The sequence below is a fragment of the Pseudomonas sp. GL_090 genome, from assembly GCF_057837765.1.
Genome location: NZ_CM174452.1, coordinates 3,429,173 through 3,446,281 on the forward strand (window position 1 = coordinate 3,429,173; position 17,109 = coordinate 3,446,281).

A 17,109-nucleotide genomic window follows, 5' to 3' on the forward strand; every position below is an offset into this window, starting at 1 on the left:
TTACAGATCGAATCGATCCACCGCCCGACGCCGCTCGTTGTCGTCGCGCACATCGTAGTTGGCCGTGGTCTGGATGTTGCTGTGGTGCGCCAGTTTCTGTGCAATCGACAAGTCATGCTCTTCGATCACCCGGGTGATGAATGAACGCCGGAAGTCGTGGGGCATGATTTTCACCCCGACCTGCGCACCCCGTTGCCGGGCGATGTAGTAGATCGCATGCTTGGTGATGCGCTCACGAGTAATGTGGCTGCCGCGGCGGATGCGGTTGAACAGGAACGGGTCGTCCGGCTCGCCGTCCTTGAGCAGCGAACGGCGCAGCTCAAGCCAGGCTTCAAGCTTGGCGAAGGCCCAGGCCGGGGCGTACTTGATCAACTGTTTGTTGCCCTTGGCCGTCACCCGCAGGCTGCGCTCGGTGAAGTCGACCTGGTTCAGCTCCAGGTTCACCGATTCGGATTTGCGCATTCCCGAACCGTACAAAATCCCGATGATCGCGGCATCCCGCAGGCCTTGCGGCCGCGGATCGGCGGCGCAGACCGCCATCAGCTCCTGGATCAGTGTGCGCCTGAGATTACGCCCCTGGGACAGCCGCGTACCGGCCATACCCTTCACCGAACGCATCTTCAGCAAGTGATCCTGAGAGATCAGGCTCATGCGCCACGCTTCGTTCATCACCCCGCGCACCGCGTTGACGTAGAGCGACGACGTGTTCGGCGCATAGCCGTCCGAACGCAAGGTGGCCACCAACGCAATGACGTCCTCTGGCTGCAGGTTGTGCCAGGGGATTTCCTCTATATCGTGGTCTTCGAAACCCAGGCGGTCGGCGGCGTCCTGCAGCACATAACGCATGGTCAGTTGACTGGACGGCGCCAGTCGCGCCAGATACAGGGTCAGCGGATTGGTGATGGCGGTGCGGGAATCAGTAACAGGTAAGTCAATCAAACGAAACGGCCTTGAATGTAAACAGTTCAATGAAACAACTAAGAAGTGAAATAACGATGAAGTAAAAGACATTGCAGCTGTAGGATTTTTCCTAGGAACTACCATAAATAGCGGAAGTCTGAACAGCAGCTTAATAGCTTTCAGATAAACGATTCCCCAACCGTTTTTTCATGTTCCTTTCACAAAATCGGGCATAACCTTCTATAAAGTCGAAGCAACCCGAATGGACGTCCAACCTGCCGCCCGTGGCGAAAAAAGTCAACCGATGCAGTTTTTTACCGCCAACCGGTAACTGGTTGATTTGACGCAGGTTCTGAATTAGCGTCTAAGCTGATTTTTGGATCCCTTTTAGCCTCAAAGGCTATTTACGTTTCAGCCCCTGAGGTGCCCATGAGTCAGGCGTTTCTCCCTTTCTCCCGTCCCGGTATCGGCGACGAAGAAATCGCAGCCGTAGAGCAAGTATTGCGTTCCGGATGGATCACTACCGGGCCGAAGAACCAGGCACTGGAAGAACACTTCGCCAACTACGTCGGTTGTCGACATGCCGTGGCACTTTCCTCGGCCACCGGCGGGATGCATATCACCCTGCTGGCATTGGGTGTCGGTCCCGGCGATGAAGTCATTACACCGTCGCAGACCTGGGTTTCCACCGCCAACATGATCACCCTGCTGGGCGCCACGCCGGTGTTCGTCGACGTCGACCGCGACACGCTGATGACCGACGTGACCGCTATCGAAGCTGCGATCACGCCGCGCACCAAAGCCATCATCCCGGTGCATTATGCCGGTGCGGCATTCGACCTCGACCCGCTCTACGCCCTGGCCGACAAACACGGCATTGCCGTGATCGAAGACGCCGCCCACGCAGCTGGCACTTACTACATAGGTCGTCACGTCGGCTCCAAAGGCACGGCGATCTTCTCGTTCCACGCAATCAAGAACATGACCTGCGCCGAAGGCGCCATGTTCGTCAGCGACGACGAAGCCCTGGCCTCGCGGGTACGCATGCTCAAGTTTCACGGGCTCGGGGTTGATGCCTACGATCGCCTGACCCATGGCCGCAAGCCCCAGGCCCAAGTGATCGAGCCAGGCTTCAAGTACAACCTGGCCGATATCAACGCGGCCATCGCGCTGGTGCAACTGGAACGCCTGGACGAGATCAACGCCAAGCGAACTCAATTGGCGCAGACCTACCTGCAGCGTCTGGAAGGCTTGCCGGTGCAACCCCTGGCCGTCCCCGCACATTCGCAAAAACACGCCTGGCACCTGTTCATCCTGCGCATCGACGCCGAGCTGTGCGGGCTGGATCGCGAAGCGTTCATGAAAGCCCTCCAGGAACAGAATATCGGCACCGGCATTCACTTCATTGCAACGCACCTGCACACCTACTATCGCCAACGTTTCCCCAACCTGTACCTGCCCAACACCGAATGGAATTCGGCGCGGCTGTGTTCGATCCCGTTGTTCCCCGACATGACCACCGATGATGTCGAGCGCGTCGTCGGCGCCATTGAAAACTGCATGGACAGAAGCCTTTGAGACCTTACCCAATCAACTTCGTTTCGATCGTCATTCCGGTCTACAACGAACAGGAAAGCCTGCCTGAGTTGCTTCGTCGCACCGAAGCAGCGTGTCAGCAACTGACCCATCCCTATGAGATCGTTCTGGTCGACGACGGCAGCCGCGATGATTCCGCGCAGATCCTGGAAGATGCCGCATCCCGCGAAGGCAGCACGGTGGTGGCGGTGATCCTCAACCGCAACTACGGCCAGCATGCGGCGATCATGGCCGGTTTCGAGCAGTGCAAGGGCGATGTCGTCATCACCCTCGATGCCGACCTGCAAAACCCGCCCGAAGAAATCCCACGACTGATCGCGCAGGCCGAACTTGGCTATGACGTCGTCGCGACGGTGCGCAACAACCGCCAGGACTCGGCCCTGCGCCGCTGGCCATCGAAGCTGATCAACCTCGCCGTGCAACGTTCCACCGGCGTGGCCATGAGCGACTACGGCTGCATGCTGCGCGCCTACCGGCGCACCATTGTCGATGCCATGCTTGCCTGCCGTGAACGCAGCACCTTCATTCCGATCCTGGCCAACAGCTTTGCCCGCCACACCACGGAAATCCCCGTGACCCACGCCGAGCGTGAACACGGCGATTCCAAGTACAGCCCCATGCGCCTGATCAACCTGATGTTCGACCTGGTCACCTGCATGACCACCACGCCGCTGCGACTGCTGAGCATCGTCGGCGTCGGCATGGCGGCCCTGGGCATGCTGTTCGCCATCGCCTTGATCGTGCTGCGCCTGGTGTTCGGCGCCGGCTGGGCCGGTGGCGGCACCTTCGTACTGTTCGCCGTGCTGTTCGTCTTCACCGGCGGTCAATTCATCGGCATGGGCCTGCTGGGTGAATACCTGGGTCGCATGTACAGCGACGTGCGCGCGCGTCCGCGCTTCTTCATTGAAAAGGTGCTGCGCAGCCAGCCCGCCGCGCCCGCTTGCGTTGTTACCGTCGACGGCCTTACTTCCACTTCTTCAGACCAGGTTCCTTCATGAGCGCAAAAGCTGTTGTCTTCGCCTATCACGATATTGGCTGCGCCGGCATCGAATCCCTGCTCTCCTCCGGTTTCGAGATCGCGGCGGTGTTCACCCACGCCGACGATCCGAAGGAGAACGCGTTCTACGGCTCCGTCGCGCAACTGTGCGCCCGCCACGGCATCGCCGTGCATGCACCGGAAGATGCCAACCACCCGCTGTGGATCGAGCGCATCGCCAAGCTCGACCCCGACTACATTTTCTCCTTCTACTACCGCAACCTGCTGAGCGAGCAGTTGCTGGCCACGGCGAGCAAAGGCGCGTTCAACCTGCACGGTTCGCTGCTGCCACGCTATCGTGGTCGCGCACCGGCCAACTGGGTGTTGGTCAACGGCGAAACCGAGACCGGCGTGACCCTGCACCGCATGGTCAAGCGCGCCGACGCGGGCGCCATCGTTGCCCAGCAAAAGGTTGCGATCGAGCGCAACGACACGGCGCTGAGCCTGCACGGCAAATTGCGCACGGCGGCCGCTGACCTGCTGCGCGACACCTTGCCAGCGCTGCTGCAAGGCAAGACCAGTGAAACACCGCAAGACGAATCCAGGGCCACGTTATTCGGCCGTCGCACTCCGGCCGACGGCAAACTCGCCTGGGCCAGGCCGGCCGAAGAACTGTTCAACCTGGTCCGTGCCGTTACCCAGCCGTACCCGGGCGCCTTCTGCGCGGTGGGCGAGCACAAGCTGATTGTCTGGAGCGCCGATGTTGCCAAGGGCAACGAAGGCCTGGCGCCGGGCCGCGTCATCAGCGTCGACCCGCTGCGCATCGCCTGCGGTCAAGACTCGCTGATCATCAACGCCGGCCAGCGCAACGACAACGGTCTGTACCTGAGCGGCCCACAACTGGCCAACGAACTGGGCCTGGTGGACGGTTCCGTGCTGCGCGGCGCCGAATCCGGTCGCGCCCCGCGTCGCACCCGCGTGCTGATCCTCGGCGTCAACGGTTTCATCGGCAACCATTTGTCCGAGCGCCTGCTGAGCGACGACCGCTACGAAGTCTACGGCCTTGATATTGGCTCGGACGCCATCGACCGCCTGCGCAGCCACCCGAATTTCCACTTCGTCGAAGGCGACATCAGCATCCACTCCGAGTGGATCGAGTACCACATCAAGAAGTGCGACGTGGTGCTGCCGCTGGTGGCCATCGCCACGCCAATCGAATACACCCGCAACCCGCTGCGGGTATTCGAACTGGACTTCGAAGAGAACCTGAAACTGGTTCGCTACTGCGTCAAGTACAACAAGCGTGTGATCTTCCCGTCGACATCGGAAGTCTATGGCATGTGCCAGGACAACAACTTCGACGAGGACAACTCCAACCTGGTGGTAGGCCCGATCAACAAGCAACGCTGGATCTACTCGGTCTCCAAGCAACTGCTGGACCGCGTGATCTGGGCTTATGGCCAGAAGGGCCTGAACTTCACCCTGTTCCGTCCGTTCAACTGGATGGGCCCACGCCTGGACCGTCTGGATTCCGCCCGTATCGGTAGCTCCCGAGCGATTACCCAACTAATCCTGAACCTGGTGGAAGGCACGCCGATTCGCCTGTTCGACGGTGGCGAGCAAAAACGTTGCTTCACCGACATCGCCGACGGTGTGGAAGCACTGGCGCGGATCATCGACAACGATAACGACGTCTGCAACGGCCAGATCATCAACATCGGCAACCCGGACAACGAGGCCAGCATCCGTCAGTTGGGCGAAGAGCTGCTGCGTCAGTTCGAAGCTCACCCGCTGCGCGCAAACTTCCCTCCGTTCGCCGGTTTCCGCGACATCGAAAGCAAGGCGTTCTACGGCACCGGCTACCAGGACGTGTCGCACCGCAAGCCAAGCATCGCCAACGCCAAGCGCCTGCTGGACTGGACGCCAACCGTTGAGATGAGCGAAACCATCGGCAACACCCTGGACTTCTTCCTGCGCGAGGCCATGCTCGAAATCGCGGACAAGCGTTGATGCAGGCGGGACTGCGGATTGATGTCGACACCTACCGGGGTACCCGTGTCGGGGTGCCACGGTTGCTGGAAATCCTTGATGAAGCTCAGGTCAAGGCGACGTTCTTCTTCAGTGTCGGGCCGGACAACATGGGGCGCCATTTGTGGCGTCTCATCCGTCCACAGTTTCTCTGGAAAATGCTCCGTTCCAACGCAGCCGGCCTGTATGGCTGGGACATTCTGCTGGCCGGTACCGCATGGCCCGGAAAACCGATCGGCCGCGACCTGGGGCACCTGATGCGCCAGGCCCGGGATGCCGGGCATGAGGTGGGTTTGCACGCCTGGGATCACCATGGCTGGCAAGCCAATGCCGGAACCTGGAGCGACGCGCAACTGATCGAACAGATCCGCAAGGGTGTAGACACGCTCAGCGACATTCTCGGCGAGAAAGTCGACTGCTCGGCGGTCGCCGGCTGGCGTGCCGACGAGCGCGTGATCGAAGCCAAGCAGGGCTTCGCTTTTCGCTACAACAGTGACTGCCGCGGCCAGAGTCTGTTCCGGCCGCGACTGGCCAATGGGCAATTGGGTACGCCGCAAATCCCGGTGGATCTGCCGACCTTCGACGAAGTGGTCGGTCCGAGCGTCGCAGCCAAAGATTTCAACCGTTTCATCCTGGACCGGTTCACCCCGGAAAAACTCAACGTCTACACGATCCATGCCGAGGTAGAAGGGATTCTGATGGCCAACGATTTCCGTCAACTGCTGAACGATGCGCGTCAGCGAGACATTCGTTTTCACCCCTTGGGCGACTTGTTGCCCCAGGCCCCTGACAGTTTGCCGATCGGCCGCGTGGTACGCGGTGCGCTCGAAGGTCGCGAAGGCTGGCTGGGAGTGCAAGGCGCATGAGCAAACGCTGGGCTTTGCCGTTATTGCTGGCCATGATGGCGCTGGCGTACTTGCTGCCACTGGGCAGTCATGGCTTGTGGATTCCCGACGAAACCCGCTACGCCCAGATCAGCCAGGGCATGCTCCTGAGTGGCAACTGGGTGTCGCCGCATTTCATGGATGTGCGCTATTTCGAAAAACCCGCAGCCGGCTACTGGATGATCGCCCTCGGGCAGGCGCTGTTCGGCCAGAACCTGTTCGGGGTGCGCTTCGCCTCGGCGCTGAGCACCGGCCTGGGCGTGCTGCTGTGCTATCTGGTCGCCCGCCGGATGTGGAACGAGCCGCGCAAGAGTTTCGCCTGCGCCATGATCTTCATGAGTTTCACCATCATTGCGGCCATGGCGGGGTATGCCAACCTCGATCCGCAATTCAACTTCTGGGTCAACCTGAGCCTGGTGGCGCTATGGTTCGCACTCGACAGCACGAGCCGTGGGCAACGCCTGGTCGCCTGGGCGGTGCTGGGCCTGGCTTGCGGCATGGGCTTCATGACCAAGGGTTTCCTGGCCTGGCTGTTGCCGGTGCTGATCGCCCTGCCCTGGATGATCTGGCAAAAACGCTGGCGTGAACTGCTGGTCTACGGACCCGTGGCGGTGGTGGTCGCCATCGTCGTCAGCCTGCCGTGGGCACTGGCCGTACACGCCCAGGAGCCGGACTACTGGCGATTCTTCTTCTGGCACGAGCATATTCGCCGTTTTGCCGGGGACGATGCCCAGCATGATGCGCCGTGGTGGTTTTACCTGCCGTTGCTGGTGGGTTTCAGCATGCCGTGGGTTGCCTTGCTGCCGCCCGCGTTCAAGCAAGCCTGGCAGAGCCGCCGCCAATCCAATATCGGGTTCCTGCTGCTGTGGCTGTGGATGCCGCTGTTCTTCTTCAGCCTGAGCAAGGGCAAGTTGCCGGCCTACATCCTGCCGTGCCTGCTGCCCCTGGCATTGTTGCTCGGCCATGCGCTGGCTGACCGATTGAAGCTGGAACAAGGTCGCGCCCTGGGCATCAACGGCCTGCTGAACCTGGCAGTGGGTGTGGTCACCCTGCTGGCTTTGGTTTACCTGCAATTGAAAAAGCCGATTTACGATCATGAACTGCACAACCTGATGTTGGTGTTCATCGGCTTGATCGGCTGGATCATGGCCAACCTGCTGCAGGCCTTCCGCCCGTTGCAGTGCTGGGCGGCCCCGGCGTTTGGCAGCCTGTTGCTCGCCGCCGTGCTGCCCGCCGGACTGCCCAACTCCGTCGTCGCCAATAAAACCCCTGACCAATTCATCCTCGATCATGCCCAGGAACTTGGCCAGAGCGCCAAATTGTTAAGCAACGATCTGGGGGCCGCGTCGGCGTTGTCCTGGCGGGTGAAACGGCCTGAAGTGGCTTTTTTCAACACGATAGGCGAATTGAAATATGGCCTTGCCTATCCTGACTCGCTTAAGCAGCGCGTCAACTCCGATCAGGTGCAACAGTGGATGCACGACGCCCGCCAGCAAGGCTCGGTGGGTGTGGTCATGCGGGTCAAGGGCGAAGAAGAGTTGCGCGAACTTGAACAGTTGCCCAAAGAGGGCAAGCGGTATGAACAAGGCAATCTGGTGATTTTGATTATTCCTCAGGCGGCACCATGAGCCTGCTATTGCTGTTAGTGGCCTGCCTGCTGACCTGCCTGGGCCAGATCGCCCAGAAACATGCGGTAGAAAGCTGGCGCGGCCAACCTGCCGGATGGGCGGACAAACTGCGTTCGCCCTGGCTTTGGCTGGCCCTCGCCTCTTTGGGCCTTGGCCTGCTGGTGTGGCTGCTGGTGCTGCAACGCCTGGAAGTCGGGATTGCCTACCCGATGCTGAGCCTGAACTTCGTGCTGATCACCCTGGTCGCGCGTTTCGTGTTCCACGAAACCATCGACCGCCGCCACTGGTTGGGTGTGGCACTGGTGATTGGCGGTGTGGCATTGCTGGGGCAACACGCATGAACCTGAGTCGCGGTATCACCTTCGCACTGGGCAGTGTTTTGCTGGTCAGCGCCGCCCAACTGGGCATGCGCTGGAGCATGAGTCACCTGCCGCAACCCGAACAATGGCTCAGCGCCCCCATCGACCTGACAGCAGTTGCCGTGGTGCTCCTGGCCATCGTCGCTTACGCCCTGTCGATGCTCTGCTGGCTCGCCGCCCTGAGGGACCTGCCCCTGGGCCGCGCCTACTCGTTGCTGAGCATCAGTTACGCATTGGTGTACTTGCTGGCCGCCAGCCTGCCGCTGTTCAACGAAACGTTCAGCCTTACAAAAAGCCTTGGCGTGGCATTGGTCATCCTCGGCGTCATCACCATCAATTCTCGACCTGCTCGTGCGCCCGAATCAAGGAGTGTTCCATGAAAATCAGTGTGTTTGGTAGCGGTTATGTCGGCCTGGTGCAGGCAGCGGTATTGGCGGAAGTCGGCCACGATGTGGTCTGCATGGATGTTGACGAGAATAGAGTCGACCTGCTCCAGCAGGGCCACGTGAGTATTTTCGAACCCGGGCTGGCCAACCTGGTACGCGAAGGCCTGGATGCCAAGCGGTTGCAGTTCACCAGCGACGAAAAACTCGCTGTCCAGCACGGACAGGTGCTGTTCATCGCGGTCGGTACTCCGTCCCGGGACGACGGCTCGGCGGACTTGCGCTACGTGATGTCGGTGGGCGACGCCGTGGCCCGTCATCGCGAGCAACCGGCGATCCTGGTGGAGAAATCCACCGTCCCGGTCGGCACCGGCGATGCCTTGCGTGCACACATCGACAAATGCCTGCTCAACGCCGGGCGCGTGTTGCAGTTCGATATCGTCTCCAACCCGGAATTCCTGAAAGAAGGTTCGGCCGTGGCCGACTGCCGACGCCCGGACCGTATCGTCATCGGTTGTGAGCGCGAAGAAGTGCGTGACGTGATGCGTGACCTGTACTCGCCCTTCAACCGCAATCATGAACGCATCATGTTCATGGACCTGCGCAGCGCCGAGCTGACCAAGTACGCCGCCAACTGCATGCTGGCGACCAAGATCAGCTTCATCAACCAGATCGCCGAGCTGGCCGAACACCTGGGTGCCGATATCGAATCGGTACGCCTGGGCATCGGTGCCGACTCGCGCATTGGCTATCACTTCATCTACCCCGGTTGCGGCTACGGTGGCTCATGTTTCCCCAAGGACATGCGCGCCCTGATCCACAGCGCCGAAGAGGCCCATTGCTCCAGCGACCTGCTGCAAGCGGTGGAAGCCATCAACGAGCGGCAGAAATACAAGCTGTTCGAGCGCATCAACGCGTTCTACAAGGGCGACTTGCGTGGCAGGACCTTTGCCTTGTGGGGCCTGGCGTTCAAGCCAAACACCGACGACATGCGTGATGCGCCGAGTCGGGTGTTGCTCGAATCGTTGTGGGCCGCCGGGGCGAATGTCCGTGCGTTCGATCCGGAAGCCATGCAGGAAACCCAGAAGCTGTATCCCGATGAATCGAAACTGATGCTCATGGGTACGCCCGAGTCGGTCTTGTCCGGCGCCGATGCACTGATCATCTGCACCGAATGGCAACAGTTCAAGGCGCCGGACTTCGAGCTGATTCGCCAGCGGCTCAACGCACCGGTGATCTTCGACGGCCGCAACCTGTACGACACAGACCGTCTGGCACGCATCGGTTTCACCTACTTCCCGATCGGTCGGGGCGAGTCGAGCAAATTGCCGATTCCGCACCAGCAATGGTTTGCCGAGTCAGTGGTCGCCTGAACACCATGCGCCCTCACATCCGCCAACAGTCCCTCGCACTGGGTCTGTTGGCGCTGTTGTTGTTCTGCGCCGGAACTTACCAGCAAGCGGCCATCGGCTTCGATTCGCGCTTCGTGCTGTTCGCCCAGGAGATGCTGCGCAATGGGCCGTCTTTTTTTCCGACGACCTATGGTCAGCCCTACGCCGACTATTCGGGTCTTTCAACGGTATTCATCTGGCTGCTTTCACTGCCGTTCGGCCAGGTCACCAGCCTGACCGCGTGGTTGCCGAGCGCCATCGCCGCAGCGGTTATCGTCACCTTGATGTACCGCCTGCTGGCGCCTTACTCCCCGCGTTGGGCGCTGCTGAGCATCGCCTTGATGCTGCTGACCAACACCTTCATCACGCAAACCCGCGCCGTTTCCCTCGACCTGATGCTGGCGGCCGTCTCGTTCAGCGTGTTCTACCTGGGCTATGCCGCCGACCACTTCTCGGCGCCGCGCCGTCAGGTTTTGATCTTTGCATTGCTGATGCTGGGCTTCTGGATTCGCGGGCCCATCGGCCTGGTCATCCCTACGGGGATGCTCTGCAGCTATTTTCTGCTCAATCGCCAATGGCGACGGCTGATTGTCTTCGGATTGCTGGCGTCCATGCTGTTGGTGGTGTGCATTGGGGTGTTGTTGTGGCTGGCGGACGTCAGCGGCGGCCCGGCCTTCTTGCAAGACGTGATTCGCATGCAGTTCATGGGCCGCATGGACGGTAGCGAAGGAAGCAACGGTCTGTTGTATTACTTCACCAGCTCGCTGGGCAATTACTCGCTGGCCTGGCCGTTGGCCGTGCTGGCGCTTGTGGCCGTTGCGTTAACCGGCCCGAAGGAAGCCGGGCCGGCATTGCGCCTGATGCAGTACTGCGTAGCGGCCGGACTGATCGTGATGCTCGGCCTTTCCGTCCCGCAGGCGAAAAAGGCCCGCTACCTGCTGCCGATGTTGCCCATGGCGGCCATCGTGGCCGCGTATCCGTTTTACGCGACTCAGGGTCGATGGTTTGCCTGGCTGCGGGGGTTGATGCAGGGGCTGTGGCTGCTGATCCCGAGCCTGCTGATCGCGGCATTGCTGGTGGTACGGCAAAAATTCCCCGAGGACGAGGCTCACTTCACTTCCTTGTTCATCCTGCTCAGTGTGCTGCAAGTGATCGCCCTGGCAGCGCTCAAGCACTTGCGCTGGCGAGCTCAGACACTGGCCCTCTGCGCGGTCCTGGCACTTTGGTCGTTCTACATCCTGCAGTTCGAGCCCATTCAACAACAGCTCTACGACACCCGGACCTTCAGTCGCGAAGCTTTTGAACTCGTGCAAAAAGACCCCGCGCCGCTGGTCATCCACGGCATGGGCAAAGACGCGAAGGCCATCAAATTCATGGTCAACATCCCGCAGGACCTGCACCCGGTTTTCACCGACACCCCACCGGAGCTTGAAACCCTCAAGGGCCCGGCGTGGCTGATGATGGACCTGAACGTCTACACGTCACTGCAAGGCACGGCTATAGGGGCGTTGCCACCCGTGCTGAGCGGGCGGTTCGACAAGAATGATTTCGTGCTGCTGCACCTCAATTAAATCCCGTTGCAACGACCGAGTGTCCGACTGCTAGAGTAGCGCTCACGATCGGGCTGATGCCGGCCCGATCGAATAAGGATATTCGCGCCGTGACCCGCTACTCCCCCCTCATTCACCGCCTGCTGATCTGCTCGCTGACCATCGTCGTCAGCCGCGCCATCACCAGCCCGTTGCTCACACTGTTCGTCAGCGACAAGCTTGGCCTCAACCAACAGGACGTTGGCGTGCTGCTCGGCATCGCGGTGTTCATCGCCACCCTGCTCTCCCTATATGGCGGCTACATCATCGATCGCTTCGAAAAACGCCGGTTGCTGATTCTCTCGATGGCGTCCAGCGCTGTCGGCCTGGTGTTGCTGACCTTTGCTGAAAACCTCTACCTGACCACCATCACCCTGATCGTCACCGAAACCGCTTCATCGCTGTTCCTCATCGGTTCGAAAGCGATCCTCAGCGACAACCTCCCGGTGGGCCAGCGCACCAAGGCATTTTCCCTGAGCTATACGCTGACCAACATTGGCTACGCCGTCGGGCCGATGCTCGGTGTGCTGATTGCCGGCGCCTTTGCCAGTGCACCCTTTCTGATCGCTGCGGCCATTGCTTTTTTCAGTATTTTCCTGATGACCGGGATCGAAAAGAACCCGGCACGCTCGCCTGTCGGCGGCCAGGGGCAGAGTTTCCTCAAGACCCTGATCACCCTGAAAAACGACCGCACCCTGATCCTGTTCACCGCCGGCTGCCTGCTCAGCACCGTGGTGCACGGGCGATTTACCTTTTACCTGTCGCAGTACCTGCTGGTGACCAGCAATCCCCAACACACCATGGAAATCATGGCCGCCCTGCTCGCCTGCAACGCCATCAGTGTGATCTTGCTGCAATACCAGATCGGGCGTTTTCTCAAGCGCGAACAGTTGCGTCAATGGATCGTTGTCGGCACCGGCCTGTTCATCCTCGGGCTGATCGGCTTCAGCGTGGCGGACAGCCTGGTGAGCTGGTGCGTGGCGATGTTTATCTTCACCCTCGGCGAAATCATCATTTACCCGGCCGAGTTTCTCTTCGTCGACACCCTGGCCCCGGAAGAATTGCGTGGCAGCTACTACGGCGCGCAAAACCTTGCTGCCCTTGGCGGTGCGCTGAGCCCGGTGATTTGCGGCTTCATGTTGATGCACACCCCAGCGCCGACGATGTTTTATGCCTTGAGTGCACTCGCGGCCCTGGGCGGTTTGCTGTGCTACACAAGCGGCCGACGAGGCAAATTACAGCAAAGATAATGCACTGAAAGCTCATTAATATGAATTTGTCAGCAGCTGGATTGAACGGCACACTGTGCGGGTTCCTCCCCCAACAGTTGGAACAACTTCAAGGGCTTTCTGGGTTCCCCAGTTAAGCCCTTTTTTTGCCTGGACTTTTTCTACCGGAGTCGTCTCGAAATGCTTGCTCGCTGGTTGCCCGCCGCCATCAACACCCGCCCCACCGAATGGAGCCGCGCTGCCATCGGCATGGCCTTGGGGACTCTGATGAGCGTGTGGCTCTGTAGCCAGGTGTTCGGCATCGAGGTGGCCCAGCACCTGATCGGCCCGTTGGGGGCCTCGGCGGTGTTGTTGTTTGCCGTGTCTTCGGGCGCGCTCGCCCAACCCTGGTCGATTCTCGGCGGCTACCTGAGCGCCGGGGTGATTGCCTTGCTGGTGGCCCATGTGTTGGGCCGAACCCTGGGTAGCGCTTGCCTGGCCGCGGGCATGGCGTTGATCCTGATGTGCTGGCTGCGGTGCCTGCATCCACCGGCCGGTGCCTTGGCCCTGACCCTGGTGCTGGCCGATCCGGCGACCATTGCCATGGACTGGAGAGCCATGGGACCTGTGATGCTCAGCGCGGCGACGATGCTGCTCTGCGCCCTGGTCTACAACAACCTGACCCGCGTTCGTTACCCCAAGAGTGCCAGCGAGCCGGTGGCCAGGATTCCTGCCGATCACCCGCCGGTCGACCGTCAGGCCATCACCGCCGAAGACCTGAAACTGGCGTTGGCCGACATGGAAGCGTTCTATGACGTCACGCCCGAAGACCTCGAACAGTTGATCCAGGCCAGCCAACTGCACGCCAAACGCCGCAGCGTGGGCGAAGTGCTCGCCCCACGACTGTAAGTCGCTGTTCTGGAGGTTCTTTTGCCGTGGCCGGGCGGTTCTGGCATCCTGCGCCTCCATTTTCTGACCCGGCCCGCCTTCTGGCACGCAAACCACCATGACCGCCTCCGAAAAAGCCCCCGCTCCACGCCATAGCGACCTGATCTACGGCCTCGATGACCGCCCGCATCTGACCGCCACCGTCTTTGCCGCCCTGCAACACGTGCTGGCGAGCTTCGTCGGCATCATCACCCCGACGCTGATCATGGGCAGCGCCCTGGGCCTGCAAAGCGAAATTCCTTACCTGATCAGCATGGCGCTGTTCGTCTCCGGTCTGGGCACCTTCGTGCAGGCGCGGCGCTTCGGCCCGGTAGGCTCCGGCCTGTTGTGCCTGCAAGGCACCAGTTTCTCTTTCATCAGTGTGATCCTCAGCGCCGGTTTCATGGTCAAGGCCCGCGGCGGCGGCACCGATGAGATTCTCTCGACCATCTTCGGCGTGTGCTTTTTTGCCGCGTTCATCGAGGTGGTGTTGAGCCAGTTCATCGGCAAACTACGCATGCTGATCACTCCGGTGGTGACCGGAACGATCATTACGCTGATGGGCTTGTCGCTGATCAAGGTGGCGATGACCGACATCGCCGGCGGCTTCGGCGCTCCGGATCTGGGGGCGGCCAGTCACCTGGCCCTGGCGGCGCTGGTGCTGGGCACCATCGTGGTGCTGAACCGGGTGGATGTGCCGTTTCTGCGCCTGGGAGCGATTGTCATCGGCCTGACCCTGGGCTACGGGGCGGCATGGTTCATGGGCCAGGTGGATTTCAACAGCCTCCCCGAAGTGCCGTTGATGAGCGTACCGGTACCCTTCAAGTACGGGTTCTCCTTCGATTGGGTGGCGTTCATTCCGGTAGCGGTGATCTTCCTCGTGTCGCCGCTGGAGGCCGCCGGTGACCTTACGGCCAACTCGATGATCTCCCGGCAACCGGTCAAAGGCCCGGTGTACATTCGCCGGATCAAGTCCGGCCTGCTCGCCGATGGCCTCAACTCGGCCATGGCCGCAGTATTCAACAGCATGCCGATGGTGACCTTCGCCCAGAACAACGGGGTGATCCAGCTCACCGGCGTGGCCAGCCGCTACGTGGCGTTTTTCATTGCCGGATTGCTGGTGGTGCTTGGTCTGTTCCCGATGATCGGCGCGGTACTGCAACTGATGCCGAAACCGGTGCTCGGTGGCGCGGAACTGGTGATGTTTGGCACCGTCGCGGTGGCCGGGATCAAGATTCTCGCCGAGGCCGGCCTGCATCGGCGCAACATGCTGATCGTGGCGATCTCCGTCGGCATGGGCCTGGGCGTGGCCGCCGTGCCGGAAGTCCTGCGTGAACTGCCCAAGGCCCTGCACAACATTTTCGAATCACCCATCACCGTCGGCGCGCTGTGCGCTATCGTTCTTAATATCTTCCTGCCCGAGGAATTCATCGAACTGGAAGAGGACGAATTCGAACCGGAGGCCTCCGTGCTTCAGGTGATGCAGAACCCCGATGTGACCGCCAGAGATGAACCCACAAAGGCTGCGGTGGTCGCACAGTCGAACCACTAGACCGGCTCAAGGGCTGAGCCGCTGGCGGTTCAGCCTTTTTCAGATGAGAGCACGTCCATGCGCAGCCTCCACGCCGTCCTGATTTCCCTTCTGCTCTGCCTGAGCGCCTGTTCCTCGCTGCCCAATCGAGACCCGTTGAAAATCAACGTCGTGGGTGTCGAGCCCCTGCAAGGCGAAGGTATGGAAGTGCGCTTTGCCGTGAGAATCCGCGTGCAAAACCCCAATGACACCACACTCACCTACAGCGGCGTCGCCCTGGACCTGGACATCAACGGCCAGCCTTTCGCCTCCGGCGTCACCGATGAGAGTGGTACGATCGGGCGTTTTTCAGACACCGTCGTGAGCGTGCCGGTCAGCGTTTCGGCGTTTTCGGTGATCCGCCAGACCTATGGCATCAGCCAGATGAAAACGCTCAACAACATGCCTTATGTCCTGCGCGGCAAGCTCTCGGGTGGGGTGTTCAACACGATGCGTTTCGTCGACAGTGGCACCCTCAGTCTGCCAGGGCCGACCACTGGCAGCCGTAAAACGCCTGCAAAAAAATGACCGTTGCGCCGCTGAACTTACTCGGTGTCATTGAGTATCAGGCTGCGGTAATGCCCCGGATTTGACCCCGACCATTTGCGAAACGCCTTGTAGAACGAACTGACGTCAGCGAACCCCAGCCGCGCGGCGATTTCACTGAAGCTGATCGCGGGTTCGGCCAGCCAGACAATCGCCAGTTCCTTGCGCACACTGTCCTTGAGGCCTTGATAGGTTTGCCCTTCTTCGGCCAGTCGGCGGCGCAAGGTTGAAGCCGACATGCACAGGCGTTGCGCCAATGCTTCGGTTTCCGGCCAGTGTTCGGCCGGCAGGTGGCGCAAGTCGTGTTTGATGCGGCTGGCCAGGCTCTGCGGATCGCGGTACTTCACCAGAATGTTCGCCGGCGCACGGGCCAGGAATCGCTCGAGCTCTTCAGGGCTGCGCTTGATGGGCAGGTCCAGGCAATCGGCGGAGAAAATCATCCGTGTGCGTGGGCGGTCGAAGCGCAGGTTCTCGGAAAACATCACCTGATAGTCATCGCAGAAATCCGGCTTCGAACAGCGCAGTTCGATGGCCAGGATCGGAATCCTCCGCCCTGCCAGCCAGCAGGCAACACCGTGCACGATCATCCAGTAGGTGAAATAGGTGAAGGCCCGGCGCGGGTCCTTGTCGTCCTCCAGCAGGACGATTTCCGCCAGGCTTTGCTGGCGCACCAACTGTGCCGGCAAGTGTTCGAGGATCAACGACAGAAACCCCAGGCCGCTGGCCACTCCCGCCGCCACGTTGGGCTGGAGCATGGCGCTGCGACACAGGAACGCAAAGCTGCCGGATTTGAGTTTGCGTGGGTCCATGCCAAAGAACTCATCATCGCCGCGCCGTGCCAGCAACCGCCACAGGCGCGCATAAGCCGTGGCCGGAACACGGGCGGCGGTGCTGCCCAACAGTTGCGGGTCGATGCCGACCTTGCTCAACACCTCGTCCGTGGCGACGCCCGGCGCGCAGCTTTGCAACAGTGCTTCACGCACCAGTTGAATGGAGATGGTGTCTTTTTCCGACATGGATCGCGGCAAGCCCTGTTCTTGTTCGAGTGGGGGCATATTAGCCGAAACCACCCGCCTGGCGCTGATCCCTGTGGGAGCGAGCCTGCTCGCGATTGTTTTTCTGAG

Annotated in this window: 15 protein-coding genes; 13 read left to right on the top strand and 2 right to left on the bottom strand. The window is 60.8% G+C overall.

The window, feature by feature from the left end:
- Window positions 1-939 (bottom strand): site-specific integrase, encoded by a 939-nt coding sequence (locus tag AC3ITA_RS15345; RefSeq protein ID WP_489277694.1) that lies wholly within the window; start codon window positions 937-939, stop codon window positions 1-3.
- A gap of 390 nt (window positions 940-1,329) precedes the next feature.
- Here AC3ITA_RS15345 and arnB point away from each other — a divergent pair, with 390 nt between their 5' ends.
- From arnB to AC3ITA_RS15410, 13 genes are all read left to right on the top strand, one after another.
- The gene (gene arnB / locus AC3ITA_RS15350; protein WP_489277696.1) at window positions 1,330-2,478 is read left to right on the top strand and encodes a UDP-4-amino-4-deoxy-L-arabinose aminotransferase; all 1,149 of its coding nucleotides are present in this window, start codon (window positions 1,330-1,332) and stop codon (window positions 2,476-2,478) included.
- A complete protein-coding gene (gene arnC / locus AC3ITA_RS15355) occupies window positions 2,475-3,494 on the top strand; it encodes an undecaprenyl-phosphate 4-deoxy-4-formamido-L-arabinose transferase (protein ID WP_150672886.1) in 1,020 nt (339 codons plus the stop codon). Before arnB ends, arnC begins: the two co-directional genes overlap by 4 nt.
- Window positions 3,491-5,482 carry a bifunctional UDP-4-amino-4-deoxy-L-arabinose formyltransferase/UDP-glucuronic acid oxidase ArnA gene (gene arnA / locus AC3ITA_RS15360; protein ID WP_150672887.1) on the top strand — a complete coding sequence of 664 codons (1,992 nt, stop codon included), beginning with the start codon at window positions 3,491-3,493 and terminating at the stop codon, window positions 5,480-5,482. The genes arnC and arnA overlap by 4 nt, the downstream gene beginning before the upstream one ends.
- Complete coding sequence (gene arnD, locus AC3ITA_RS15365; RefSeq protein WP_489277699.1) at window positions 5,482-6,366, top strand: 4-deoxy-4-formamido-L-arabinose-phosphoundecaprenol deformylase; 885 nt, start codon at window positions 5,482-5,484, stop codon at window positions 6,364-6,366. Before arnA ends, arnD begins: the two co-directional genes overlap by 1 nt.
- Window positions 6,363-8,012 (top strand): lipid IV(A) 4-amino-4-deoxy-L-arabinosyltransferase, encoded by a 1,650-nt coding sequence (gene arnT, locus AC3ITA_RS15370; RefSeq protein ID WP_095943570.1) that lies wholly within the window; start codon window positions 6,363-6,365, stop codon window positions 8,010-8,012. Before arnD ends, arnT begins: the two co-directional genes overlap by 4 nt.
- On the top strand, window positions 8,009-8,353 hold the full coding sequence (arnE, locus tag AC3ITA_RS15375; RefSeq protein WP_095943571.1) for a 4-amino-4-deoxy-L-arabinose-phosphoundecaprenol flippase subunit ArnE: 345 nt from the start codon (window positions 8,009-8,011) through the stop codon (window positions 8,351-8,353). Before arnT ends, arnE begins: the two co-directional genes overlap by 4 nt.
- Complete coding sequence (gene arnF, locus AC3ITA_RS15380; protein ID WP_095943572.1) at window positions 8,350-8,751, top strand: 4-amino-4-deoxy-L-arabinose-phosphoundecaprenol flippase subunit ArnF; 402 nt, start codon at window positions 8,350-8,352, stop codon at window positions 8,749-8,751. The genes arnE and arnF overlap by 4 nt, the downstream gene beginning before the upstream one ends.
- Window positions 8,748-10,127 (top strand): UDP-glucose dehydrogenase family protein, encoded by a 1,380-nt coding sequence (locus AC3ITA_RS15385; RefSeq protein WP_489277701.1) that lies wholly within the window; start codon window positions 8,748-8,750, stop codon window positions 10,125-10,127. The genes arnF and AC3ITA_RS15385 overlap by 4 nt, the downstream gene beginning before the upstream one ends.
- A gap of 5 nt (window positions 10,128-10,132) precedes the next feature.
- A complete protein-coding gene (locus AC3ITA_RS15390; protein WP_414928777.1) occupies window positions 10,133-11,716 on the top strand; it encodes an ArnT family glycosyltransferase in 1,584 nt (527 codons plus the stop codon).
- A 56-nt stretch (window positions 11,717-11,772) separates the two neighbouring features.
- Complete coding sequence (locus tag AC3ITA_RS15395) at window positions 11,773-12,984, top strand: MFS transporter (RefSeq protein ID WP_489277704.1); 1,212 nt, start codon at window positions 11,773-11,775, stop codon at window positions 12,982-12,984.
- Between the two features lie 159 nt (window positions 12,985-13,143).
- A complete protein-coding gene (locus AC3ITA_RS15400) occupies window positions 13,144-13,851 on the top strand; it encodes an HPP family protein (protein ID WP_150672891.1) in 708 nt (235 codons plus the stop codon).
- Between the two features lie 97 nt (window positions 13,852-13,948).
- The gene (locus tag AC3ITA_RS15405; protein WP_095943576.1) at window positions 13,949-15,421 is read left to right on the top strand and encodes a nucleobase:cation symporter-2 family protein; all 1,473 of its coding nucleotides are present in this window, start codon (window positions 13,949-13,951) and stop codon (window positions 15,419-15,421) included.
- A 57-nt stretch (window positions 15,422-15,478) separates the two neighbouring features.
- Window positions 15,479-15,967 (top strand): LEA/WHy family protein, encoded by a 489-nt coding sequence (locus AC3ITA_RS15410; RefSeq protein WP_150672892.1) that lies wholly within the window; start codon window positions 15,479-15,481, stop codon window positions 15,965-15,967.
- Between the two features lie 17 nt (window positions 15,968-15,984).
- On the opposite strand, the gene AC3ITA_RS15415 is transcribed toward AC3ITA_RS15410, so the two are convergent.
- Complete coding sequence (locus AC3ITA_RS15415; protein WP_489280798.1) at window positions 15,985-17,001, bottom strand: AraC family transcriptional regulator; 1,017 nt, start codon at window positions 16,999-17,001, stop codon at window positions 15,985-15,987.
- Window positions 17,002-17,109 lie beyond the last annotated feature (108 nt).